Source organism: Arthrobacter sp. CJ23, assembly GCF_024741795.1.
Lineage (GTDB): Bacteria > Actinomycetota > Actinomycetes > Actinomycetales > Micrococcaceae > Arthrobacter.
Genome location: NZ_CP102950.1, coordinates 3,346,644 through 3,370,092, shown reverse-complemented (window position 1 = coordinate 3,370,092; position 23,449 = coordinate 3,346,644). Strand labels below are relative to the sequence as shown.

26 protein-coding genes are annotated in these 23,449 nt (G+C 64.8%); 15 read left to right on the top strand and 11 right to left on the bottom strand.

Going from position 1 to position 23,449, the window contains the following annotated elements:
• Positions 1 to 5 precede the first annotated feature (5 nt).
• The 7 genes from NVV90_RS15105 to map all read left to right on the top strand — a co-directional run bounded on the left by NVV90_RS15105 (position 6) and on the right by map (position 7,291).
• On the top strand, positions 6 to 575 hold the full coding sequence (locus tag NVV90_RS15105) for an adenylate kinase (protein ID WP_258441202.1): 570 nt from the start codon (positions 6 to 8) through the stop codon (positions 573 to 575).
• Positions 576 to 719: 144 nt separating this feature from the next.
• The gene (locus NVV90_RS15100; protein WP_258438080.1) at positions 720 to 1,769 is read left to right on the top strand and encodes a 3-oxoacyl-ACP synthase III family protein; all 1,050 of its coding nucleotides are present in this window, start codon (positions 720 to 722) and stop codon (positions 1,767 to 1,769) included.
• Complete coding sequence (locus NVV90_RS15095; RefSeq protein ID WP_258438079.1) at positions 1,766 to 2,545, top strand: glycosyltransferase family 2 protein; 780 nt, start codon at positions 1,766 to 1,768, stop codon at positions 2,543 to 2,545. Before NVV90_RS15100 ends, NVV90_RS15095 begins: the two co-directional genes overlap by 4 nt.
• Positions 2,542 to 3,717, top strand: coding sequence for a cytochrome P450 (locus tag NVV90_RS15090; protein WP_258438077.1), 1,176 nt, complete (start codon positions 2,542 to 2,544; stop codon positions 3,715 to 3,717). The genes NVV90_RS15095 and NVV90_RS15090 overlap by 4 nt, the downstream gene beginning before the upstream one ends.
• Positions 3,718 to 3,738: 21 nt before the next feature.
• Entirely contained in the window at positions 3,739 to 5,523 is a 1,785-nt protein-coding gene (locus NVV90_RS15085) for a class I adenylate-forming enzyme family protein (protein WP_258438075.1), read from the top strand.
• Positions 5,520 to 6,431, top strand: coding sequence for an NAD(P)-dependent oxidoreductase (locus NVV90_RS15080; protein WP_258438074.1), 912 nt, complete (start codon positions 5,520 to 5,522; stop codon positions 6,429 to 6,431). Before NVV90_RS15085 ends, NVV90_RS15080 begins: the two co-directional genes overlap by 4 nt.
• A 32-nt stretch (positions 6,432 to 6,463) precedes the next feature.
• On the top strand, positions 6,464 to 7,291 hold the full coding sequence (map, locus tag NVV90_RS15075) for a type I methionyl aminopeptidase (protein ID WP_258441201.1): 828 nt from the start codon (positions 6,464 to 6,466) through the stop codon (positions 7,289 to 7,291).
• A gap of 118 nt (positions 7,292 to 7,409) precedes the next feature.
• Here map and NVV90_RS15070 read toward each other — a convergent pair whose 3' ends face one another.
• From NVV90_RS15070 to NVV90_RS15060, 3 genes are read right to left on the bottom strand one after another with little or no spacing between them, the layout of a single operon-like run.
• Entirely contained in the window at positions 7,410 to 8,756 is a 1,347-nt protein-coding gene (locus NVV90_RS15070; protein ID WP_258438073.1) for an ABC transporter substrate-binding protein, read from the bottom strand.
• A gap of 59 nt (positions 8,757 to 8,815) precedes the next feature.
• On the bottom strand, positions 8,816 to 9,682 hold the full coding sequence (locus NVV90_RS15065) for a carbohydrate ABC transporter permease (protein ID WP_258438072.1): 867 nt from the start codon (positions 9,680 to 9,682) through the stop codon (positions 8,816 to 8,818).
• A complete protein-coding gene (locus tag NVV90_RS15060) occupies positions 9,679 to 10,629 on the bottom strand; it encodes a carbohydrate ABC transporter permease (RefSeq protein ID WP_258438071.1) in 951 nt (316 codons plus the stop codon). Before NVV90_RS15060 ends, NVV90_RS15065 begins: the two co-directional genes overlap by 4 nt.
• 345 nt (positions 10,630 to 10,974) lie before the next feature.
• Between NVV90_RS15060 and NVV90_RS15055 the strand changes: the two genes are divergently transcribed.
• The 8 genes from NVV90_RS15055 to NVV90_RS15020 all read left to right on the top strand — a co-directional run bounded on the left by NVV90_RS15055 (position 10,975) and on the right by NVV90_RS15020 (position 16,248).
• Positions 10,975 to 11,931, top strand: a complete 957-nt coding sequence (locus tag NVV90_RS15055; protein WP_258438070.1) for a P1 family peptidase — start codon at positions 10,975 to 10,977, stop codon at positions 11,929 to 11,931.
• Positions 11,932 to 12,125: 194 nt separating this feature from the next.
• Entirely contained in the window at positions 12,126 to 12,347 is a 222-nt protein-coding gene (gene infA / locus NVV90_RS15050; protein WP_011775571.1) for a translation initiation factor IF-1, read from the top strand.
• Positions 12,348 to 12,417: 70 nt separating this feature from the next.
• The gene (gene rpmJ / locus NVV90_RS15045; protein ID WP_011775570.1) at positions 12,418 to 12,531 is read left to right on the top strand and encodes a 50S ribosomal protein L36; all 114 of its coding nucleotides are present in this window, start codon (positions 12,418 to 12,420) and stop codon (positions 12,529 to 12,531) included.
• 188 nt (positions 12,532 to 12,719) lie between these two features.
• Complete coding sequence (gene rpsM / locus NVV90_RS15040) at positions 12,720 to 13,097, top strand: 30S ribosomal protein S13 (protein ID WP_011775569.1); 378 nt, start codon at positions 12,720 to 12,722, stop codon at positions 13,095 to 13,097.
• A 43-nt stretch (positions 13,098 to 13,140) separates the two neighbouring features.
• Positions 13,141 to 13,542, top strand: coding sequence for a 30S ribosomal protein S11 (gene rpsK / locus NVV90_RS15035; RefSeq protein ID WP_011692779.1), 402 nt, complete (start codon positions 13,141 to 13,143; stop codon positions 13,540 to 13,542).
• Positions 13,543 to 13,690: 148 nt separating this feature from the next.
• Positions 13,691 to 14,701 (top strand): DNA-directed RNA polymerase subunit alpha, encoded by a 1,011-nt coding sequence (locus NVV90_RS15030; protein WP_207615016.1) that lies wholly within the window; start codon positions 13,691 to 13,693, stop codon positions 14,699 to 14,701.
• A 66-nt stretch (positions 14,702 to 14,767) separates the two neighbouring features.
• Positions 14,768 to 15,325 (top strand): 50S ribosomal protein L17, encoded by a 558-nt coding sequence (gene rplQ / locus NVV90_RS15025; RefSeq protein ID WP_258438069.1) that lies wholly within the window; start codon positions 14,768 to 14,770, stop codon positions 15,323 to 15,325.
• Positions 15,326 to 15,357: 32 nt separating this feature from the next.
• Complete coding sequence (locus tag NVV90_RS15020; protein WP_258438068.1) at positions 15,358 to 16,248, top strand: tRNA pseudouridine(38-40) synthase TruA; 891 nt, start codon at positions 15,358 to 15,360, stop codon at positions 16,246 to 16,248.
• Positions 16,249 to 16,359: 111 nt separating this feature from the next.
• On the opposite strand, the gene NVV90_RS15015 is transcribed toward NVV90_RS15020, so the two are convergent.
• The 8 genes from NVV90_RS15015 to NVV90_RS14980 form a co-directional block, all read right to left on the bottom strand.
• The gene (locus NVV90_RS15015; protein WP_258438067.1) at positions 16,360 to 17,238 is read right to left on the bottom strand and encodes a type II secretion system F family protein; all 879 of its coding nucleotides are present in this window, start codon (positions 17,236 to 17,238) and stop codon (positions 16,360 to 16,362) included.
• 11 nt (positions 17,239 to 17,249) lie between these two features.
• The gene (locus NVV90_RS15010) at positions 17,250 to 18,191 is read right to left on the bottom strand and encodes a type II secretion system F family protein (protein WP_258438066.1); all 942 of its coding nucleotides are present in this window, start codon (positions 18,189 to 18,191) and stop codon (positions 17,250 to 17,252) included.
• A 2-nt stretch (positions 18,192 to 18,193) separates the two neighbouring features.
• Entirely contained in the window at positions 18,194 to 19,672 is a 1,479-nt protein-coding gene (locus NVV90_RS15005) for a CpaF family protein (protein ID WP_258438065.1), read from the bottom strand.
• Entirely contained in the window at positions 19,669 to 20,868 is a 1,200-nt protein-coding gene (locus tag NVV90_RS15000; protein WP_258438064.1) for an AAA family ATPase, read from the bottom strand. The genes NVV90_RS15005 and NVV90_RS15000 overlap by 4 nt, the downstream gene beginning before the upstream one ends.
• On the bottom strand, positions 20,865 to 21,632 hold the full coding sequence (locus NVV90_RS14995; protein ID WP_258438063.1) for a Flp pilus assembly protein CpaB: 768 nt from the start codon (positions 21,630 to 21,632) through the stop codon (positions 20,865 to 20,867). Before NVV90_RS14995 ends, NVV90_RS15000 begins: the two co-directional genes overlap by 4 nt.
• A 37-nt stretch (positions 21,633 to 21,669) precedes the next feature.
• Positions 21,670 to 22,611 carry a TadE/TadG family type IV pilus assembly protein gene (locus NVV90_RS14990; protein WP_258441200.1) on the bottom strand — a complete coding sequence of 314 codons (942 nt, stop codon included), beginning with the start codon at positions 22,609 to 22,611 and terminating at the stop codon, positions 21,670 to 21,672.
• A gap of 80 nt (positions 22,612 to 22,691) precedes the next feature.
• Positions 22,692 to 23,099 (bottom strand): TadE/TadG family type IV pilus assembly protein, encoded by a 408-nt coding sequence (locus NVV90_RS14985; RefSeq protein ID WP_258438062.1) that lies wholly within the window; start codon positions 23,097 to 23,099, stop codon positions 22,692 to 22,694.
• 117 nt (positions 23,100 to 23,216) lie between these two features.
• Positions 23,217 to 23,408, bottom strand: coding sequence for a Flp family type IVb pilin (locus NVV90_RS14980; RefSeq protein ID WP_258438061.1), 192 nt, complete (start codon positions 23,406 to 23,408; stop codon positions 23,217 to 23,219).
• Between the last annotated feature and the right edge of the window lie 41 nt (positions 23,409 to 23,449).

Genomic DNA, 23,449 nt, shown 5'->3' with positions numbered 1-23,449 from the left:
CGAGAATGCTGATCATTGGACCCCCCGGTTCGGGGAAGGGAACGCAGGCGGAACGGATTTCCGGGCGCCTGGGCGTAGTCGCCATCTCCACCGGCGACATCTTCCGTGCCAACGTCAAGGGCGAAACCCCACTGGGCATTGAAGCCAAGAAGTACATGGACGCCGGCGACTTCGTTCCGGACAGCGTCACCAACAACATGGTGCGCGACCGCCTCAGCCAGGACGACGTCGAGAACGGCTTCCTCCTGGACGGTTACCCGCGTACCACCGCGCAGGTTGACTACCTCGACGAGATTCTGGCCGAAGGCCAGCAGGAGCTCGACGTCGTGCTCCAGCTGACTGCCGACGACGAGGAACTGGTTGCACGCCTCCTGGGCCGTGCCAAGGAAACCGGCCGCTCTGACGACAACGAAGCTGTCATCCGCCACCGCCTGGACCTCTACCACGAGCAGACCGAGGTGGTTGTGGCCAAGTACGCCGAGCGAGGCATCCTGACCCAGGTTGACGGCATCGGCGGCATCGACGAGGTCACCAACCGCGTCCTCGCCGCGATCGAAGCAGCCAAGGCGGTCTAAGTACCGCCGCATGACACTGCTGAAAAGGGTGTGTCCCGTACCATGGTGCGGGACACACCCTTTTTCGTTTTCCGGGGTAGCCTGCCGGCACGTGATGGGGCGGCCTGGACGTCAAGGCATGGACTGGATATCGGGGGAAGAAGCATGCTTGGAGCTGTATCCGGGACGAGCCGGATTGCCGGGCTGGAGGTCTACCTGCCGCCCGCCCGGCTGGACACCGCCGCCGTCGAGCGCCGCATCGGCGAGAAAAGCCCCGGCTTCCGGGTGCCCAAGGGACTGATCGGCCGCCTGACCGGAATCCGGTCCCGGAGCGTCATGGCCGACACCGAACAGGCCTCCGACCTGGCTGCCAACGCCGCGGCGAAGCTGCTCGCCGAATGCGGGCTCCAGCCCGCGGACGTGGACCTGCTCCTCTTCGCCTCGGCCAGCCAGGACATGGTGGAGCCGGCCACCGGACACATGGTGGCCGCGAAGCTGGGGCTCGGCTGCCCGGTCATGGACGTCAAGAACGCCTGCAACAGTTTCCTCAACGGCCTCGAAGTGGCCGACGCCCTGATCGCCACAGGCCGCTACCGGCGGGTGGTGATCGCCAGCGGCGAGTCGCCGTCGCGCGCTGTGCGCTGGCAGGTGCCGGACTTCGACACGTTCGCCTCCGCGTTCCCCGGCTACACCATGAGCGACGGTGGCTGTGCCGTGCTGCTCGAAGCCGCCGATCCGGCCGGGAGCCCGACGGCGGACAGCCCGACGGCGGGCATCCTCGCCATGGGCTTCACCGCCAAGAGCAGCCACTGGGCCGTGGGGACGCTGGCCGCCGGCGGCTCCGCCTTTCCCCGCGACCTGGACGCCACGTACTTCACCATGGACGGCGAAAAGCTCAAGGACGCCTTCCTTGACCTGGGCAGCGGCATCCTGGACGAGACCCTGGCCGGGCTGGGGCTGCAGTGGAGCGACTTCGCCGTGGTCTGCGTCCACCAGGTCAGTGCGCCTTACCGGGACGTCTTCGCCCAAAGCACAGGCGTGCCGGCCGAACTGCTGGTCCCGGCCGTGGAGGAGTTCGGAAACCTGGCCTCCGTGAGCCTGCCCCTGCAGCTGAAACTGGCGATGGACAGCGGACGCTGCGGCCCCGGGGACCTGGTGGCCCTGGTGGGCCTGGCCGGCGGGGTGAGCATGGGCATGGCGGTGGTGCGGCTGTGAACGCCCTGCACAGCACCGCCCCCACGCACCCGTTGAGCATCGCGGTGCCGGTGCTCAACGAGGAGAAGCTGATCCGGCAGACCCTGGACTCGCTGACCGCGCAGCGGAACCCGGATTTCACAGTGGTGCTGGTGGACAACGGATCCACGGACCGGAGTTGCGCCATCGTGGCCGAATTCGCCGCCGCCCATCCCGGGATGGACCTCCGCCTGGTCCACGAGGCCCAGAAGGGGACTGGCGCGGCCGCCGACACGGGCATGCGTTTCGGCGTGGACCACGGCGCCACCTGGCTGGCCCGCACGGACTCGGACTGCCTGGCCGCCCCGGACTGGACCGAGAAGATCATGGCCGCCTTCGACGACGGCTTGGAACTGGTGGCCGGGCAGCTGGTGCCCCGGCTTGACGAGGGCGTCTCGGCGGGCGAGCGGCGCCTGATGTTGCTCGCCGTGGAGGTGGCCTCCTTCTTCGGACGCATCCGCCCCGGCAACAAGGGGGAGGGCTACCAGGGCCCGTACCAGATGCTGCCGGGCTGCAACATGGCCATCACGGCGGACCTGTACCGGCGCTCCGGGGGGTTCCCGCGGACCCGGATCGAGGACCTCCACGAGGACCGGGCGCTCTCCAACCAGGTGCGGAAGCTGACGCGCAACTACGGGCTGCGCCGGAACGTCGTGGTGTACGGTTCCTCGCGAAGGGTCAAGGCCTGGGGGCTGAAGAACACGCTGGCCTGGTACGCGGACCACCGGTACCGACCGGAGAACGTGGACATCCGGTGACCCCGGCCGCCCTGTGGGAACGCCGCCTCCACCTGGGCGCGCACCCGGTCCTGTATCCGCTGATCCGTGGCCTGGGGTCGCTCCGGCCGGTGCTCCGGCTCCCGGGCCTGGGTGTGCTGGTCAGCGAGGCCTCGCTGGTGCGGCAGGTGCTCATGGACCAGGAACGGTACGTCAAGAACGGTCCCTCGGCCTCCGGCGGGCTCTGGACCCCGGTGGTGGGCCCGAAGGCGCTGGTCAACATGGACGGCCACGAGCACCTGGAACTGCGCCGCAGGCTCAACGGGCTGTTCACGCCCCGCTCCGTGGCCGCCATCGTGGAACCGGCCGCCGCGGGACTGCACGAGCGGCTGCACGCCGAGCTGCGTTCCGGCGGCACCGTGGAGCTGGTGGGTGCCGTGAAGGAGCTCGCGGGCGGGGTGATCTCGCGGCTGCTTGGCGTCCCGGAGGACGCGCCCGGCCGGCTGCCCAACCGTGAACTGTTCGACCTCGGCTCCTCCATTTCCTCGATGGTCCGGCTGGGCCGCCCCGCGCTCACGGCGCCGCAGATCGCACGGGGGAGGGCCGCAGTCGGGATCCTGGCCGGCCCGGCACGGACCGCCTACCGCGGCAGCGATCCGGACACCTTCCCCGGCCGGCTCCGCGGACTCGGGATGAGCGAGGAGGAAGCCATGGGCATCGTCAGTGCGTTCGTGATGGTGGGGACCGAAACGCTGGTGTCCTTCGTGCCCCGGCTGGTGGCCCTGCTGGCGGACAGCGGCAGGCTGCCGGAGCTCGCCGCGGACCGTTCCTGCGTGCCGGCCGCGGTCAACGAGGCACTCCGCTTCACCGTCCCGTCCCCGATGATGCTCCGCAATGCGACGGCGCCCGGGGAACTGGGCGGGGTGCGGCTCAGGGCGGGGGACAGGCTGCTGCTCTCGACCATCCACGCCGCCAAGTGCCTGGGCGGCTTCGACCCGGACCGCGCCACGCCGCCGCAGGCCCGGCAGCTGTGGTTCGGCGCCGGGGCCCACTTCTGCATCGGCATGCCCCTGGCCATGGCCGAGATCAACTCGACGATCGAAACCCTGCTGGACCGGTACGGGGAACGCCCCTGGCGGATCCCGGCCCGGCAGGTCAGCCGGGGCGTGCTGATCCCAAGCTACAAGCGGCTGGAGCTGGCCAATGTTGGTTGAACAGAAATGCGGGCTGAGTCAATGACAGCTGGACAGGGCGGGAACGACGGCGGCACGGACCTCATTGCGGCCGTGTACGCCGCGGCGGCGAGGTATCCGGACAGCCCGGCCATCACGGCGCCCGGCAGGCCCGCACGCGGTCGACGGGCCTTTGGCGGGCAGGTGTTTGGCGGGCGGGCGCCGCGGCCCGGACGCACCATCAGCTACGCGGAGCTCGTGGCCGGCATCGAGGCCACAGCCCGCGGCCTGCAGGCGGACGGCTTCGGCCCCGGCGAGCGGATGCTCTTCTCCGTCCGGCCCAGCCCCGCGGCCTTCGTCCTGGCGCTCGGGGCCGTCCGCGCCGGCGGCTCGATCGTGTTCATCGACCCCGGCATCGGCCCGGCACTTTTCAAGGACCGGGCCGGGCTCGCCGCGCCGCGCTGGGCCGCCGCCGAGTCCTTGCTCTACGCCCTGAGCACCTGGAGCCCCCTGCGGCCGCTGGCCAGGCGACGTGGCCTGCTGCTGCCGGACTACGGGGCCATGGACGTGCGGCACTACTACGCGGGCCCCTGGCTGACAGGAGTGCCGAAGGGCGCGACGCCGGTCAGCCGGCTTATGGCGTCCGGTCGGGTTCCGGGGGCCGCCGAGGTGCCCGGGATGGGGGCACCCGGGGCGGCTCCTGAACAGGAAGCCGTCATCATCTTCACCTCGGGCACCACCGGACATCCCAAGGGCGTGGTCCACACCCGCGGCTCGCTGGCCGCCGGTTTCGGGCAGCTCTCCCAGCGCTGCACCTTCGCGGCAGGGGACCGGATCCACTCCGAGCAGCTCATGATGGGCCTGCCCGCGCTCATCGCCGGCGCGCACTGGACCATGCCGGCGTACGGCTTCGCCGCCCACATCGATCCGCTGCGGCTGGCCGGGGAGCTGGGCCCGGCGTCGTGGAAGGGGACAGCGTTCGACGGCGCCACGCACCTTTTCCTGGTGCCGTCCCAGCTGGCGCCGATCCTGGACGCCGTGGAGGCCGGCCGCGTCCGGCTCCCGGACACGCTCCGGACCATCATGCTGGGCGCCGCTCCGGTGCTGGCGCCGTTCCTGGAACGCGCCATGGGCCTGCTGCCGGGCGTTGGCTTCAAGCTCATCTACGGCATGACCGAACTCCTGCCCATCGCCATCGCGGACGGCGCGGAGAAGCTGGCCTTCGCCTCGGGCGCCGAGGCCGAGTTCACGTCCCCGGACGGGCGCGGCGAGGGCGATTTCCTGGGCGCGCCGCTGCCCGCCGTCGGGATCCGGGTGGCAGGGGACTATGAGCTCGTGGCCCGCGGCCCCAACATGTGCAAGGGCTACCTGGGCCAGGGCGACATGCTGGAGCACGCCACGGGAGACCTGGTGAGGCTGGACCACGGCGGCCCGGACGGCACGGCACGGCTGGTGATGATCGGCCGGAAGAAGGACATGATCATCCGGGGCAAGACCAACATCTACCCGGCCCTGTACGAGCCCGTGATCGCGGGCGTGCCGGGGGTGTCCCAGGCTGTGATGGTGGGGGTGCCGGACGGCATCGGCGACGAGGCGGTCTGGCTTGCCGTGGTTGCCGCCGCCGGGACGGACGCCGCGGCGCTGAAGGTCCGCCTGGGCAGGGAACTGCCGAAGCTGATCGGCGAGTCCGCGCTCCCGGACGCCATCCGGGTGCTGGACGCGATCCCCGTGGGCGGCCGGCACCGGAAACCGGACCGGCAGGCCTTGCGGGAGCTGTTCGCCACGGCTGCAGCACCGGTACCTGTTCTGAAGGGCGCGGCCGCCCCCGGCGGAGCGCCGCACACATGAGGGTCGCCGTCACGGGAGCCACCGGCTTCGTGGGCGCGGCGGTGGCGCTCGCGGCCGAGACCCGCGGCTGGGAGGTGGTCCGCTTCGCCCGGAACCGCGGCCCGGGCCTGAGCTACTGGGACCTGGCGGGACTGCCGCCCGCCCGCCTTCCCGCGGCAGACGCCGTCGTGCATGCGGCAGCCCACGTGTCCGATTGGGGTGACCCGCGCACCTTCCACCGCGTCAATGTCCTGGGCACGCGCGCCGTGGCGGAAGCGTATCCGCGGACCCGGCTGGTGCATATCTCCAGTTCGAGCGTCTACCCGTGGTGGGAACCCTGCCTGGACCGCGCGGAGGAGGAGCCGGCGTCACGGCACCTGGGCGCCTATGGCCGGAGCAAGGCGCTCGCGGACGTGGAGGCACGCCGGCACGCCAACGCCGTGGCGTTGCGTCCGCATGCCGTCTACGGGCCGGGGGACCGGACGCTGCTACCCCGGCTGCTGGCCACCATCCTCAACGGCCGGCTCACCAGCGTGGGCCACTCCGGGATCCTGCACCAGCTGACGCACATCGACAACCTCACTGCGGCGGCGCTCGCGGCCTGCGAATCCGGGCTGAACAGCGCGGTCAACGTGGCCGACGCCGGTCCGGTGCCGCTCGGCGCGGTGCTCCGGCAGGTGCTGGACGCGAGCGGACATCCCGACGTCGGGATCCGGTACCTGCCCGGACCGGCGGCCATGGCGCTGGCCGGGGCGGCCGAGGCCGTCGCACGCGGAACCGGCAAGGCGCCGCGCCTCACCCGGTACGCCGTGAGCCAGCTCGGCAAGCAGCGGACCTACCGCCTGGACCGCCTCCGCGAGGGCCTGGGAATCGAGCCAATTTCGACCTCGCTCTCGGATGCGGGAAAATGGTTGGAGCACGGAGCCTGATCGGCTCCCACAGCACACACCCTGAGGAGAACATGGCGTTCGGTCAGCCCCGCATTGAATACAAGACCAACGAGCAGATGCGCAAGATGCATGAGGCCGGACTGGTCCTCAGCCGCGCCCTCGACGCTGCCGTCGCCGCAGCGAAGCCGGGCGTCACCACCCGGGACATCGACGCCGTGTTCGCCGCGGTCCTCAACGACGCCGGCGCCAAGTCCAACTTCCTCGGCTACCACGGCTTCCCGGCCACCATCTGCGCCTCGGTCAACGAAGAAGTGGTCCACGGCATCCCCGGCGACCGCGTGCTGCAGGACGGCGACATCATCTCGATCGACGGCGGCTGCATCGTGGACGGCTGGCACTCGGACTCCGCCCGCACCGTGATCGTGGGCACCGCGGACCCCGAGGACCAGCGACTCTCCGACGTCACCGAGGCCGCCATGTGGCACGGCATTGCCGGCCTGGCCAAAGGCAAGTTCGTGGGCGACATCGGCAACGCCGTGGACGACTACGTCTCCTCCGTCCCGGGCAAGCCGCTGGGCATCCTGGAGGACTACGTGGGCCACGGCATCGGCTCCGAGATGCACATGGCGCCCGACGTCCTGAACTACCGCACCAGCCACCGCGGCCCCAAGATCCGCCCGGGCCTGTGCCTGGCGATCGAGCCCATGCTGGTCCGCGGCGGCATCGAGACCGCTACCCTCGACGACGACTGGACCGTGGTCACCACCGACGGGAAGCGTTCCTGCCAGTGGGAGCACTCCGTTGCGGTCCACGAAAAGGGCATCTGGGTGCTTTCCGCGCCCGACGGCGGTACGGCGCAACTGGCGCCGCTCGGCGTCGTGCCCGTCCCGATTCCGTAGCGCTTCCGCTTCCGTACGACGCGCAAACCGCTGCCGACGCAGAAAATCCCTGTCGCTACCTGAATACCGGTAGCGACAGGGATTTTGCGTTTCTCAGGGCAATTGGCGCAGCGAAAAGCTAGGCCTTGAGCTTGGGCTTCACGTCCTTGGTGTAGATGCCCTCAAGCGTCTTCTTGAGCTCGGTCATGGTTGCCTGGACGTCGCCTTGCTGGGTCAGGATCTTGGCAGCTGCCTTGGCCATTTCCTGGTCGGCGCCGGGAAGGAAGACCCGGGCGTTGTCCTGGACCTTGGTGGCGGCCAGCTGGTCCATGGCCGTCTTGATCTGCGGGGTCTTGGCGAGGACCGCCGTCATGTCGGCAGAGACACGGGTGGGCATGTAGCCGGTGGCAGCGGAGAACGCAGCCGTGTTCTCTGCCTCGGTCATGAACTTCAGGAAGGTGGCCGCCGCGAGCTGTTCTTCCTTGCTGATCCCGCTCGGGATGCCGAGCCCTGCGCCGCCGGTGGGGCAGACCCCTGAGGCCACCTTGGGGCCGCCGGGAAGGAACCCGACGCCGACGTTGAACTTCGCCGACTTGAGGACGCCCAGCAGGGACCCCGTGGAAGAGATCGTGGAAGACGTGAGGCCGGCGGCAAAGTCGTCGGCCGCCTCCTTGGAGGAAACACCTGCCCATCCGTCCTTGTAGATGGAGTCCTGGGCCCACTGCAGCGCGGCCACGGACTCGGATGAATCGCAGGTGATGTCCCAGTCCTTGGACCAGCCTCCGCCCCAGCCCCACAGGTTGTTCTGCAGGGTCCAGCCCGCGTAGCCGGCGAGCGCCGGGTAGATGTAGGCGTACTGGGCGCCCGAGGCGGCCTTCAGCTGCGGCGCCCAGCTGGCGAATTCCTGCCAGGTGGCCGGGGCCCGGTCCGGCAGGCCAGCGGCCTTGAAGTGGTCCTTGTTGTAGTAGAACAGGGGCGTGGAACGGCCATAGGGGAGCGCCCACTGCTTGCCGTCGTACTGATAGTCACTGACCAGGGACTTCTGGAAGTCGTCCACCTTGATGTCCAGCTGCTTCACCAGGCCATCGAGGGGGATGATGTTGCCGTTGGAGAAGTAGCGGAACCACCAGACGTCGGAGAGGACAACCAGCCCGGGGAGACCGGACTTTGCGGCCTGCGAGGTCTGGAACTTCTGGGCGATTTCCTCGTAGTTTGCCCCGGCCGTCACCAGGTTGACCTTGATGTCCGGGAATTTGGCGTGGAACTTCTCGATGATGGACTTTTCAACGTCCTGGGACTTGCCGGGGTGGTTGGTCCAGAAGTCGATCTTTGCGGCCGGCTTGACGCCGGCGAAGTCCAGCTCAGCCGAAGTGCCGGCTGCAACCGTGCCCCCGGTGGACGGGCCGCCGCATGCGGCCAGCGCAAGGGCGCCGGCGCCAAGACCGGCGAGCCCCAGGAAGTTCCTGCGATCAAAATTCATTGCCATGGTGGATCCTCTCAGAGTTACAAAAATGTGGTTGCGATGGTGTGGAAGGTTTGGACTGCTCAGCCGGTGACGCTGCCCTGGGTGAGGCCCGCGACGATGTAGCGCTGCAGTGCTGCGAAGACCAGCAGGATCGGGATGATGACCAGGACGGCGCCGGCCATGAGGATTCCCCAGCCTGCACCGTTGCTCTCCGAGTTCTGGAGCAGGGTCAGGCCAACGGGGAGGGTCATGGTTTCGGGACGGTCCGTGATGATGAGCGGCCAGATGTAGTCGTTCCACTCACTGACCACGGTCACCAGTGCCACGGTGGCGATGGACGGGACGGAGACGGGGACGATGATCTGCCAGAGTCGGCGCCAGTGGCCGGCGCCGTCGATCTCGGCAGCTTCGAGAATGGAGCCCGGGAGGGTCAGGAAATGCTGCCGCAGGAGGAAGGTGCCGAAGGCGGTTCCGAGGCCCGGGAGGATGATGCCCCAGAGCGTGTTCTTGCCGCCCATGCCCGCGATCAGGATGTAGTTGGGCAGGATGGACACCTGGGCCGGGACCATGAGGGCCACAAGAATGAGCACGAAAATCACATTCTTGAAGGGGAAGCGGACAAAGACGAGCGCATAGGCGGTCAGGACGGCCAGCACCACTTTGATGGTGGACCCCACCACCGTGACCACCAGGCTGTTGAGGAAGAACTGGGCGAACGGAACCGTGGTCATGGCAGTCCGGTACGCGTCCAGGTTCAGGCTCTCGGGCAGGATCCGCAGATCCGTGGTCACGATTTCGCCGGGCTGCTTGAAGGAGCTGAGGACCATCCAGAGCAGCGGCAGGACGACCACCAGGGTGGCCAGGACCAGCGGAACGTAACCGCCTGCCACGGTCTGGAGGAGGTTGCTCCGGGAGAAGGGGTGCCCGCGGGTAACGGTGTTGCTCATGAGTAGTGGACCTTCCGCTCGACGAAGCGCAATTGGACCACCGTGATGACCAGGAGGATGGCGAACAGGACCACCGAGATGGCCGCCGAGTAGCCTGCGCGGTTGTAGGCGCCGAAGGCCTGGAGGTAGGCCTCGTAGATCAGCGTGCTGGTGCCGTTGCCCAGCGGGGTCATGATGCGGATCAGGTCGAAGGCCTGCAGGGAGCTGATCATGGTGGTGATCAGCAGGAAGAACGTGGTGGGGGACAGGAGGGGCAGCGAGATGTTCAGGAAACGGCGGAAGCCGTTGGCGCCGTCGAGCGCTGCAGCTTCCATGACGTCCTGCGGCAGCGACTGCAGGCCCGCCAGATAGACCACGGCGCAATAGCCGAGGTTCTTCCACACGTAGACGATGATCACCATCACCAGGGAAAGCTGGGGATCGTTGATCCATTGCGGGCTGTGCTGCCCGATCCCGCGCAGCAGCCAGGCGAGCACGCCGTAGCCCGGGTCGAAGATGAACAACCAGACCAGTCCCACGCCGACGCCGGACAGGACGTAGGGGGCGAAGACGGCGGAGCGCGCAAAAGTGGTGCCGCGGACCTTGGTGTTCAGGGCCAGGGACACCAACAGGCCCAGCACCATGGATCCGCCCACCGTGACCAGCGTAAAGACGGCGGTGGTGCCCAGCACCTTGCCGGCATCGGCGCTGGTGAAGAAGGTGACGTAGTTGTCCAGGCCCACCACTGTGGCGGAGGCCGATCCCAGGGTCCAGTCCAGGGTGGAGTAGTAGACGTTGTTGATGAGCGGCCAGTACGTGAACACCGCGATCAGGGCGAGGTTCGGCAGGGCCAAGGCAAGGAAAACCAGGAAGTCCCGCCGGGCCCGGCGGGTCCAGCGCGATCGCCGCGGGGGCCCGGGCACCTTGCTGCCCTGGACAGGCCTGCTTTGCGTGAGTTGTGAGGTCATGGGGTCTCTAACGGTTTGCAGATGGACGTCCGGCCGGACCCGGGGGTCGACGGCCGCTGCTCCCAGACCACCACAGCTTTGGGGGCGTGAACCCGGAAAACGGGCCCCTGGCAGGATTGTTGGCGAAGCTTTCGGCAGCCGTTTGCACGCCATTCCGTGGGGCATCGGCTCGTGTTCATTTCCGAGGCCCGACTCTCGTTTTCCGCACCCCAGCTAGGTAGCGCTATCTGGCGTTTTGAGCCGTCAGAATGCCAGATAGCGCTACTCAGTTGGGCGCTCCGCCCCGGAAACAAGATTCACAAAATTCACAGACATTCACAGGACGCCGTGGCGCAGAATGGTGCCATGGGAGCGATCACTGATGTGCCTGGAGTCCGGGTAGGACATGCCCAGAATTACGACGACGGTTGGCTGAGCGGGGTGACCGTGGTCCTGCCGCCGCCGGGAACCGTGGGATCCGTCGACGTCCGCGGTGGCGGCCCCGGCACCCACGAGACCGACGCCCTCGACCCCACCACGCTGGTGCCGACGGTGGATGCCGTTATCCTCACGGGCGGCAGCGCCTTCGGCCTGGTCAGTGCGCACGGCGCCCAGCGCTGGTGCGAGGAGCAGGGCCGCGGATTCCCGGTGCCCGGCGGCGTGGTGCCGATTGTCCCCGCAGCCGCCATCTTCGACCTCGGACGCGGCGGCGACTTTGCCGCCCGCCCGGACGAAGCCATGGGCTACGCGGCCGCCGCCGCTGCCCATGCCTCGGGCGACCACGCCGACGTCGGACGCGGCAATGTGGGCGCCGGCACCGGCGCGCTGCTGGGCCGCGGCCAGTTCAAAGGCGGATTGGGCACCTCCTCCATCACTCTCGACAACATCTCGCAGCAGGGCTCCGTGATCGTCGGAGCGATCGCTGTGGTGAATGCTCTGGGAATGCCGATGGGTCTGGGATCCGGCGCGTCCCCGACGGATGCGGCCCCTCCGGCACTCAACACAACATTGGTAGTCGTCGTCACCAACGCCGTCCTGGACCCCGCCGAGTGCAGGCGCACCGCCGGCGCCGCCCACGCCGGACTCGCCAGAGCCTTGAACCCGAGCCACACACTCGCCGACGGTGACACCGTTTTCGCGCTGGCGACAGGCGCCGTCGTGCTTGACCGGACCAGCGAGCAGGCCCGCCAGGTCTCGCTTATCACGCTGCAGAGCGCCGCGGCGGAGGCCGTGCGCCTGGCGATCCTGGACGGCGTCGCGCAGGCCCAAAGCATCACGACGCCGGCAGGCGAGTTCCCCGCGTACAGGCCCGCGGGGGAGTGACTGCGGGCCGCCCTTGGGCTACGATGAACGGATTTAACTTTCCCGCCGCTTTGGCGTAGAGTTGTCTGTTGGTTGTCTGTACAGCCACGCCCTTTTTGGTGTGGTGGCTGGTACGCGGCCAAACCAACAAAAAACGTCCGCAGGATTTTCGGTGACTACCGGAGGGCTGCGGCAAACAACAGTTAGCGGAGGATATGGCCAAGAAGGACGGGGTCATTGAGATCGAGGGCGTTGTGACTGAGGCGCTGCCCAATGCGATGTTTCGTGTTGAGCTCACCAACAAGCACGTCGTTCTCGCACACATCTCTGGGAAGATGCGTCAGCACTACATCCGAATCCTCCCTGAGGACCGAGTAGTGGTGGAGCTCAGCCCATACGACCTCACACGTGGTCGTATCGTCTACCGCTACAAGTAAATTGCTGGGCGGCCAGGGCTAAATGCCGGAGCCGCTCCAGCTGACCAACTGCAACACGCAAAGGAACGCCATGAAGGTCAAGCCGAGCGTCAAGCAGATCTGCGACAAGTGCAAAGTGATCCGCCGTAATGGCCGGGTCATGGTGATCTGCGAGAACCCGCGCCACAAGCAGCGCCAGGGCTAATTCCCGCCAGGGAAAAAGCGCCCGCAAGGGCAAACCTGGGCTGTGCCCACGCAAGTAAATAAGGCAGCACAAGCTGAATTGGGACGTATTGAGCCCGGACAGCTAACCCCCGGTCGGAGGCTGGGGCCGCACTGAACGTGCGGGTGTACTGCCTACGACCTCCGGTTTATACAAGGAGTACTGCCACTATGGCTCGTCTCGCTGGCGTAGACATTCCCCGCGAAAAGCGGTTGGAAATTGCGCTTACTTACATCTACGGCGTGGGCAAGACCCGTGCACACGAAACCCTGGCTGCTACCGGCATCAGCGCTGACGTTCGCGTCAAGGACCTGACTGACGCCGAGCTGGTTCAGCTGCGTGACTACATTGAAGGCAACTACAAGGTTGAGGGTGACCTTCGCCGCGAGGTAGCCGCTGACATCCGCCGCAAGGTTGAGATCGGCAGCTACGAAGGCCTGCGTCACCGCAAGGGCCTGCCCGTACGCGGACAGCGTACGAAGACCAACGCTCGTACCCGCAAGGGTCCGAAGCGCACCGTCGCTGGCAAGAAGAAAGCCGGCCGCTAGAAATAGCGCCCGCTTTCCCCCATAACTTTCTGTAGGAGAAATAATGCCCCCGAAGACTCGTGGCGCGGTTCGCAAGCCGCGTAAGAAGGACAAGAAGAATATCGCGCTTGGCCAGGCGCACATCAAGAGCACCTTTAACAACACCATCGTGTCCATCACGGACCCGAACGGTGCTGTAATCTCCTGGGCTTCCGCCGGTGAGGTTGGCTTCAAGGGCTCCCGCAAGTCCACCCCGTTCGCCGCCCAGATGGCTGCCGAAGCCGCTGCAAAGCGCGCCCAGGAGCACGGCCTGAAGAAGGTCGACGTGTTCGTCAAGGGACCGGGTTCCGGACGCGAAACCGCTATCCGCTCGCTGCAGGCCGCTGGCCTCGAGGTTGGCTCCATCCAGGACGTCACCCCCGCAGCGCACAACGGTTGCCGCCCGCCGAAGCGTCGCCGCGTCTAATTAGGTTTTGCCTGCCTGCCGGCCGGGCCTGCTGCGGGACAGTCTGACTGTCCCGCAGCATGGTCCGGCTGGCCAGGCTGGAAACCGAAGCCGATTTCCACCACCTGTGTTGCGTCATATAGCGGATGCTCGCCGAAAGGAAACCTAAGTGCTCATTGCACAGCGCCCCACCCTGTCTGAAGAAGTTGTATCCGAGAACCGCTCCCGCTTCGTTATCGAACCGCTGGAACCGGGTTTCGGCTACACCCTCGGAAACTCCCTCCGCCGTACCCTGCTCTCCTCCATCCCCGGTGCCGCTGTAACCAGCATCCGGATCGATGGCGTGCTGCACGAGTTCACCACGGTTCCGGGTGTCAAGGAAGATGTCACCGAGATCATCCTTAACATCAAGAACCTCTCCGTGTCCTCCGAGCACGACGAGCCGGTTGTTGCGTACCTGCGCAAGCAGGGCCCCGGAATCGTCACCGCTGCGGACATCGCTCCGCCGGCCGGCGTCGAATTCCACAACCCGGATCTGCACATTGCCACGCTGAACTCGAAGGGCAAGTTCGAACTCGAACTGACCATCGAGCGCGGCCGTGGCTACGTTTCGGCAGCTCAGAACAAGTCCGGCGACTCCGAGATCGGCCGTATCCCGGTCGACTCGATCTACTCGCCGGTCATGAAGGTAACCTTCCGCGTGGAAGCTACCCGTGTTGAGCAGCGCACCGACTTCGACAAGCTGATTGTCGACGTCGAGACCAAGCAGGCAATCGCTCCGCGCGACGCCGTTGCTTCCGCAGGCACCACCTTGGTGGAACTGTTCGGTCTGGCTCGTGAGCTGAACACCGCAGCTGAAGGTATCGAGATTGGCCCGTCGCCGACGGACGCTGCCCTGGCAGCGGACATGGCACTGCCGATCGAGGATCTGGACCTCACCGTCCGTTCCTACAACTGCCTCAAGCGTGAGGGCATCCACACCGTGGGTGAACTCGTTGCCCGCTCCGAGGCTGACCTGATGGACATCCGTAACTTCGGTGCGAAGTCCATCGATGAGGTCAAGGCAAAGCTGGTTGAACTGGGTCTGTCCCTCAAGGACTCCCCTCCCGGTTTCGACCTGGCAGCCCGCGCCGCAGCCATCGAAGAGGACGACGCCGCGTTCAGCGACGACGAGCTCTAACAAGCAGATCTTGGCCGCCGGTTCCACGTTTGGACCGGCACGGCCTACACAACAGGAGAAACAATTATGCCTACCCCCACTAAGGGTCCGCGCCTCGGAGGCGGTCCGGCTCACGAGCGTCTGATGCTCGCGAACCTGGCAGCTGCTCTGTTTGAGCACAAGCGCATCACCACCACGGTCACCAAGGCCAAGCGCCTGAAGCCGTACGCAGAGCGCCTGGTCACCTTCGCCAAGCGTGGGGACCTGTCCTCCCGCCGCCGCGTTCTCGGCCTGATCAGCGACAAGGGCATCGTCCACGAGCTGTTCACCGACATCGCAGGCGCAGTTGCCAACCGCGACGGTGGCTACACCCGCATCACCAAGATCGGCAACCGCAAGGGCGACAACGCTCCCATGGCTGTCATCGAACTGGTTCTCGAGCCGGTTTCCGCCAAGCAGGCCGTGGTAGCTGAAGCTACCCAGGCTGCTGCGAAGGCTGCTCCGGCTGCCGAGGTTGTCGAGGAAGAGGTCGTTGAGACCGAAGCTGTCGAGACCGAGGCTGTTGAAGCTGAGGCTGAGACCGAAGTTGCCGAGACTGAAGAAGCACCGTCTGAAGAGGCTCCGGCCGCTGAGGACAAGAAGTAATTCACTGAATTCTTCGCAGTAGACTTAAGTCTATGAACGAACAAAAACCCGCTGCCCCCGTTTTGGGGGGCGGCGGGTTTTTGCGTGTCCGGCTTGATCTTTCCTACGACGGCGGCCCGTTCAACGGCTGGGCCGTGCAGCCCGGGCTGCGGACCGTCCAGGGCTCCTTGGAGGAAGCCCTCGCCTTGATCCTGCAGCGTCCCGTCCGCGTTACCGTGGCCGGCCGCACCGACGCCGGCGTCCACGCCCGCGGCCAGGTGGTCCATCTGGACCTGACAGAGGCTGAGTGGCTGGGACTGCCGCGCGGGCACGAACTCGATCCCGCCGTCGCGCTCCTGCGCCGCCTCCGCGGGGCGCTGAGCCGCGGGCTGGGCGACCTGACGGGGGCCGTGGAAGTGCACGACGCCGGCCTGGCGCCGGAGGGTTTCGACGCGCGGTTCTCTGCCTTGTGGCGCCGCTACAGTTACCGCATCGCGGACGGTCCCGCCGGCTGGGACCCGCTCATGCGCGGGCTCACGCTCTGGCACAAGGCGTCTTTGGATGTTGCCCTGCTGAACGAGGGCGCCGCGCAGCTGCTGGGGCTGCAGGACTTCCGTTCCTACTGCAAGCCGCGTGAAGGTGCCACCACCATCCGTGAGTTGCAGCGTTTTGAGTTCGCCCGGGGGAGCGACGGCGTCATCACTGCCACGGTGCAGGCCGACGCCTTCTGCCACAACATGGTGCGCTCCCTGGTGGGTTCTGCGCTGCGCGTCGGGGAAGGGCTTGAGGCTCCGCAATGGCTCCACGAGCGCCTGCTGGCCAGGACGCGCGACGCCAAGTCCGTACTGGCCGCCCCGCACCCGCTGGTGCTTGAGGAGGTGGCCTACCCCTCGGATGCAGAGCTGCTGGCGCGGGCCGAACTCACCAGGGCCCGCCGGGAATAGCCGGACGTTTGGATGGCCCCCTCCCGGCTCTGGGTACCGAGAGAGGGCCTGTGTGGCCAGCGGCGGTTCTGGGTGCCGCGGCTGGCCGGTCTGTTGGTGGGTGAGGTGCCCCTAGCTGAAGGCCTCAATGATCTTCAGGACGGCCGGCCCAAGAAGGACTATGAACAGCACCGGGAAGATGCAGAACAGCAAGGGGAAGAGCACCTTGACAGGCAGCTTCATGGCCTTCTCTTCCGCATTCTGACGCCTTTTGACGCGTGCCTGCTTCGCCTGCACCCGTAGCACCTTGGCGATGCCGATTCCATACTTGTCGGCTTGGATCACGGCTCTGACGAAACTCCGCAAATCCGGCAATGATGATCGCGCCGCCAGGGCCTCGTAGGCTTCCTGGCGTGGGCGCCCAACTTGGATGTCCTGAAGCGTTCGGCGGAGTTCCAACGCGAGGGGTCCACCGCCGTACGAGGCGGCCCTGTCCATGGCGGATTCGAAGCCGAGACCTGCTTCCACTGAGATGAGCATCTGGTCCAAGGTATTGGGGAATTCCAACTGCATGGCTTCCTGGCGCTTGATGCCAGTGTTGTAAACCAGCAGGTCCGGAAGAAAATAGCAGAAGATCGTGATGAACAATCCGATTCCGACGCTGGCCGGAGTCGGATTGGAACTAATCAGCAAGAGGCCAAGCAGTGCCCCTGTCAGTCCCAGGACCGGTTTGACGGCGATCAGCCTTTCCAAGGGAAAGGATGCCGGCCGTCCCGCCAAGGCCAGCCACTCATCCAGTTTGGCCGCGTAGCCACCCGGCATCAACTTCTTGGAGAGCCCTACAAACGGAGCTGGCCGCTGAGTTGAATTGATGCCCCCCTGGGCAAATCCAGATCCCAGATTGGCTTGGATTGCCACGAGGGATTTCCGGTCCGTCGTCAGGAGCGACCACGTGAAGTACGCCAGTGGCAGTATGACAATGGCAATTATCAGCCATGCTATGGGAGTCATTGTTGGCCTCCTTAGAATTTGATCTTCACGATGCGGCTTAGCCAGAAGCCGCCGACCACGAAGAGGACGACTATTGCCACCAGCATCGCGATTCCGATGGGTGTCTCGATGAAGAGAGACATATAGCCAGGATTAATCATGGAGAGGATCAGACCGACAAGAACGGGCATGGCCATCAGGATGTAGGCCGACATCTTGCCTTCCGCGCTCAGCGCGCGCACATGGCCCTTGATTTCACTCCGTTCCCGGATGGTTCCGGCTACTTGTTCGAGTACTTCGGCCAAGTCGCCGCCCACTTCACGGTTAATTTGGATAGCTTGGCCGATCCAGCGGAAGTCCTCGCTGTCCATGCGTTCAGCAGAATCATCAATTGCCTGGCGTGAATCCTTGCCAACCCGTGTCTCGTTCACGATGCGCGAGAATTCCTCCGATGTGGGAGCGTCAGACTCGTTTGCGGCGGCCTCAATGGAGCGCATGACGCTGTGGCCAACGCGCAGGCCGCCGATCAGCATCTGAATGGTGTCACTGAGCTGAGCTTCGAATTTGGCCCGGCGTTTGTCTGTCAGGATCGCCAGGAACAACCTTGCAAGGAATGGCGTGGCCGCTGCCAGCAGGATGCCGATCACGACATTGACCAGAAGCATTCCTAGAATGCCCATGACCAACGAAGCGACAGCGACCGACACCGTGAAGTCCGCCGGTGCCTGTTTGATTCCGGCGTTGAAAAGCACACCGCGGTTGAACGGGCCGCCGGACTCACCGATTACACCATCGACCAGAGTCACCGCGGACTGAGACACCCGGCCGATCCCTGACTGGTCCGGTTGTGAACCAATGCGCCTACGCTCTGCCGGGATGGCGCCGTAACGAGGCTTGAGGACGACGAAGATGAGCAGCAGCAGTGCGCCCAGACAAAGGGTGACCGCCGAGGCGAAGAACAGAGGGGAGTCCATGGCTAGCGCCTGACTGACTGTGCCGGTGCGGCGCCGAAGACTCCCGGTGACAGTGAAATTCCGAGATCGGCAAAGCGGTCCAGGAACCGAGGGCGTATCCCGGTTGAGATGGGCTTCCCCAAGAACCTGCCTTGGCTGTCGAATCCTGCGGCATAGTCGAAGACGAACGCGTCCTGGAGGGTGACAATGTCCCCCTCCATGCCTTGGACCTCTGTGACGTGAGTGATGCGGCGGCTACCGTCGCGCAGGCGGGCAATCTGAACTATGAGATCCACGGCTGAGGAAACCTGCTCGCGGATGGCCCGCAGAGGGAGGTCCATCCCCGCCATCAGCACGAGAGTTTCCAAGCGCGAAATAGCATCACGCGGGGAATTGGCGTGAACGGTTGAAAGGGAGCCGTCGTGGCCGGTGTTCATAGCCTGAAGCATGTCCAGCGACTCTCCGCCACGTACCTCGCCAACGATGATGCGGTCAGGCCTCATCCGGAGCGAGTTGCGAACCAAATCACGGATGGTCACCGCGCCCTTCCCCTCAATGTTGGGCGGCCTGCTCTCCAGACGGACCACGTGCTGCTGCTGCAGCTGAAGCTCAACGGCGTCCTCGATGGTGACAATGCGGTCTTCTTCCGGGAGAAAGGAAGAGAGCACATTGAGCAGGGTCGTCTTGCCGGTTCCAGTGCCACCCGAGACGATGATGTTGAGACGGGCCAGCACACAAGCATGGAGCAGTTCGGCGATTTCCGGGGTGATGGATCCCCACTCAATGAGGTTGCGGACGGTGAGTGGAACGTGACTGAACTTTCTGATTGTCAGCGATGGCCCGTTCACGGCGAGAGGCGGAATGATGGCGTTTACGCGGGAGCCGTCCTCGAGCCGAGCATCCACCAACGGGGAAGACTCATCGATGCGGCGACCCACGCGGGACACGATTCGCTCGATGACCTTTCGCAAGTGGTCATCGGAGCTGAACTGTGCACCTGTCAGGGAAATGTGTCCATGCCGTTCGATGTAGATCTGGTCAAAGCGATTGACCATGATTTCCGTTACGGACGGATCTTCCAGTAGCCGCTGAAGTGGCCCGTATCCCATCACCTCGTCAGCGATTTCACGGATCAGGCGCCGCCGTTCCTCAGGGGAGAGCGGCACCTGCTCCTGGTCGATGATGGCGGAGAGCTCATCGACAACCAGGGCCCGCAGCTCGTCCTCGGACGAGGAAGCATCGCCGCTGCGAGTTCCCATCCGTTCGAACAGAGCCGAAGCCGCACGTTGCTTCAGGCTCGCCAAGGCGTCGACAACTGGGACGGCAGGAGCTCCACCAAAGGGTGACGGCGTCGCTGGCATCGCAGTCGACTGGAACGGTGCTGGCAATTCGGGACGCGGCGGAGCTGCCTGATCCGCAGACAAAGACTCAGTTGCGGAGCTACCCGAGACGCTGGTGCTTGCACCGGGCTGTGACTTGGAGAGACGGTCTGAGAGCTTCATGACACTACCACCCTTCGGTGCAATTTGTGGTGGGCTGATGATTCCCAAAGCGGATCAAAACGGTCCACGAGTTTCTTCAGGCCCTTTGCAGCCGAATCGCGTGGATTGCCCTGCAAGACGGGAACCCCTCGATTGGTGCTGAAGGGCAATGTCCGGGAACGGGGAATCACAGCGTCGATCGGAACACCTATGGTGGCTTCGACATCCTGGACGGAGATCCCACTCTTCCGGTCTGCAAAATTGAGAACTGTGTGCCGTCCTTGGGGCATGAGCTGCAGCTCCCTGAGCACGCTGAGGCACTTGCGGAGGCCTCGAATGCTGGGCACGTCCATCCCACAAACCCAGACACCATCGGTGGCCAGCTCAAGGGTTGCCAAACAGTGTTCTCCCAGTCCGGGCGCCGTGTCCACCACCACATACTTGAATTCACTGGCCAGCTGGTTCAGCAACCGGCTGACGTGGTCCGGGGTGATGTAATCCGAATCTGCTGGCCTCTCGGGGGCGCATAGGGCGTAGATGCCGGCCGGGTGCACCGACAGGAAGGCTTTGAGCACCATGGAATCGTCAGCAGCCGGCCCGTGGACGGCCTCTGTAATCGTGTGTTCCGGCTCCAGCAGCAACCCCGAGGCGACATCGCCGAATTGCAGATCCAAATCCACGATCACGACGCCCATTGGGGTCACTTGTCCCAAACCAACGGCGAGGTTTGTCGCCACCGTTGTCTTACCGACGCCGCCTTTGGGCGACATCACAGCGATGACCCGTCCACGTCCTTGTACGGACTCGGCTGCAGGAGCCATGCCTCGGCGCCGGCTGGCGTTGGCCAAGGCTGCTCTCTCCAGGAGCACGCGGAGCTCGCTGACCTCGATACCCGGAGCCATGATGTCCCGGACACCGGCATGCATGGCACGTAGCACCAGATCCGGGCTGGTTTCTGACACCAGCAGCACGCTCACCTCCGGGTACTGAAGGTCAAAGACGGTTGCCAGCTTCAGCGCATCCTCTGGATTCACGCCGGGACCCAGAATCAGGACTTCGAGGGGCTCGCCCGCGAGCTGCTGGAAGACACCGTCGGTGCCGCTGGCCAGGGCATCGGGACTTAGCGTTTGGAGCTCCCCATGAAGTGCCCCAGTGATAGCCTGGCGGACCCGCGCCTCAAAATCGCGGACGGCGGTGATGGCTACGAAGCGGCTCATTGGAACAGCCCTCCAAAGGTGGTGACCGGCGGATCGCCCTTGACTGTCGTATCAGTCTGCTTCGCGAGCCAGAGAGTACCGAACTCGGCGCCGAAGATCATCCTTGACGCGTTGGCGTCGCTCAAGGCGACGGTGACATAGGCGGAGCCGTTCGGCAGGGCGACGCCCTTGTCCGTTCCGCCGGATTGCTTCGTATCAGGAGCCGCCTGCTGGACGGCGGTCACCAAGATGTCGTGGTAGAGGAGTCCGGTGAACTCTTTCCAGCCCTTGACCTCCGCCGGTACATTGGCGTCGGCGGGCATGGCGTCGTCTGCTTTGAAGGACGCGAATACGGTCACCTTGTCTCCAGCAACCAGCCGGCCCCCCAAGATACGTTCGGGAGTAAGGACAAAGGTTGCTTCCTCCAAGCCTTCCGGCACCGGCACGGTACCGGGGCGGAATTCGCGGGGATCGACAAGCCTGGCGGCGAGGAGCTGCTCGCCGGGCTGCAGATCGACCGTAGTCACTTTGCCCTTTTGATCACCGAGTGCCTGCAGCGTCCCGGTGGGAACCGCTGACTTCGGCAGACTTTCGACCTGGACTTTGGATTGGAGATCTTCCGCCTTAGTGCCGGCCGGAACACGCTCCTTCATGACCAAAACATTTACAGGCTCCAGACCCTGTTGCGCACGCTTGTCGGCGCCCTGCACGTACACGACGAGCAGCACGACTCCAACGATTGCCAACAACAGCGCTGCAATGCCTCCCAGTAGGCGTGTTTTCACTTTCCCATCTCCTTAGTCTTGCTCCCAGATTGACCTGCTATTTGGTGAGGCGGATATCAAGCGTTCCAAGGTCTGCCCCGCCGCCCACGCCACCGACGGAATCGATGGACTGGAATTTGATGAATTGGCCGATGATGCACCGGTCGTTTCCACCAGAACAGGCGAGATGGGAATTCCCCAACGCCGCCGTTGTGTTGTGATACTCGTAAACACCGTTTTGGCCGAATTTCCAACCAACAATACTGAAAGTGGCAAAGCCAATAATGTGGAACGAACCGGTGTTCCCAGACCCTGTTGCGGTGTCAAAAACGGGGAATAGAACATTGACTTCGTCCCCGCTGTTGAGAACGTTGATCCATCCCTGCAGGATGGTGGCGCATTGTGTGGGCTTGTTGTTACCTGGATCGCTTCCAATCGCGTTGCCGAGACCTGTCACGGCATAGCAGTCGCTATCTGGGTCGTCCAACCATCCCCAGCCGCCCGGAATCGTATGACCGGAAGGATTGGTGCAGGTGACGCCAGGTTTCCACGAGATCTTTTGCAGCTGGCCCGTATCGACAGCTCCGCTCAAATCCCAGCATTTGTCGGAGAACGCCAAGGGGAAGGCACCGCCGCTTCCGGGCGGTCCCCAGGAGGCTTCTGCGATGGCGCCAACTTCGGTGGTCTCAAAACCCAGAATCCTGGCAAAGAACAATGAAAAGCTGTCTGCGTCCGTGTTGGCGTCACGCGCATTGGTCGCCACGCGAACGGTAGTTGCGTTGGGGAACGTAACTATGGCGCCACTTGAACCATCATTGGCGTTTGTATTGGCGAACTCGTCGCCCGTTGCCGCAAAGTCCCCGCAGGAACCTCCGGCGCAGTCGTCGGCTATGGCCAGGGCAGCTGAATCTGCCCCATTCTGGAGCTGGGCCTTTTCAGCGTAAAGGGCGCCAACATCCACTGCGATGGCTGCAGCCCCCATCAAGACCACCAGGAGCATCGCCACGATGATGGCGACAGCCCCTCGTTCATTGTCGGGGGCCCCGCTACCCCTTGGATGCATGATTGTCTGCCTGAGTTTCAGCCGCCGCATCTCATCACTCCAACTCCGTTTAGATTCATCGGGAATAGGCCAGGTGTGCCGAAGAAGCCGGCGTCAAGGAAACCGCTCATGGACGGCAACGAGACGCTCGTGGTGACCTCGACATCTTGGCCTGAGGCACAGTTGCTGGCATTGTCAGTTACGGTGACGCCCAGACCGTCCAGCGACGGCGCTGCAGCCAAGGCGGCAGCTGTAACATCCATGGTGCCGTCGTCATAGTGGATGGCAGCATGCCTGGCACCCTCCCGGGCCGCCTGGGTCAGGGACACTTGGACGTTGAGAACCCGCCCAAATTCAATAATTCCGATGAGAATAAGTAGCAGCAGAGGCAAAAGGATGGCCATTTCGACGGCCACAGCCCCGCGCTCTTTTGTATTTGATTTCAAGACCGACTCCCAGACCCAGATGCCCCGGTGGATGGTTCTCTCGAACTTGTGTTAACGAAGCGGTCGGCTGCATTGACGGCAAACTGCCACCAGCACAGCCGACCAGCCCGTCAGGGACTAAAGTTGTCCGGTGATGCCCTGGAACATGGCTTGGATCGCGAGGCCGAGCGGCCCAACAGCCACCATGACGATGACCGCGATCAGGGCGACCATGATGCCGTATTCCACCATCGTTGCGCCTTTCTCGGAGGTGAGCCGCTCCTTGACGCCGGCGATGAACGAAACAAGTGAAACCATAAGAGATGACATTGGAAAATCCTTCCCAGATTCTTGGAATGTGAATACGAATT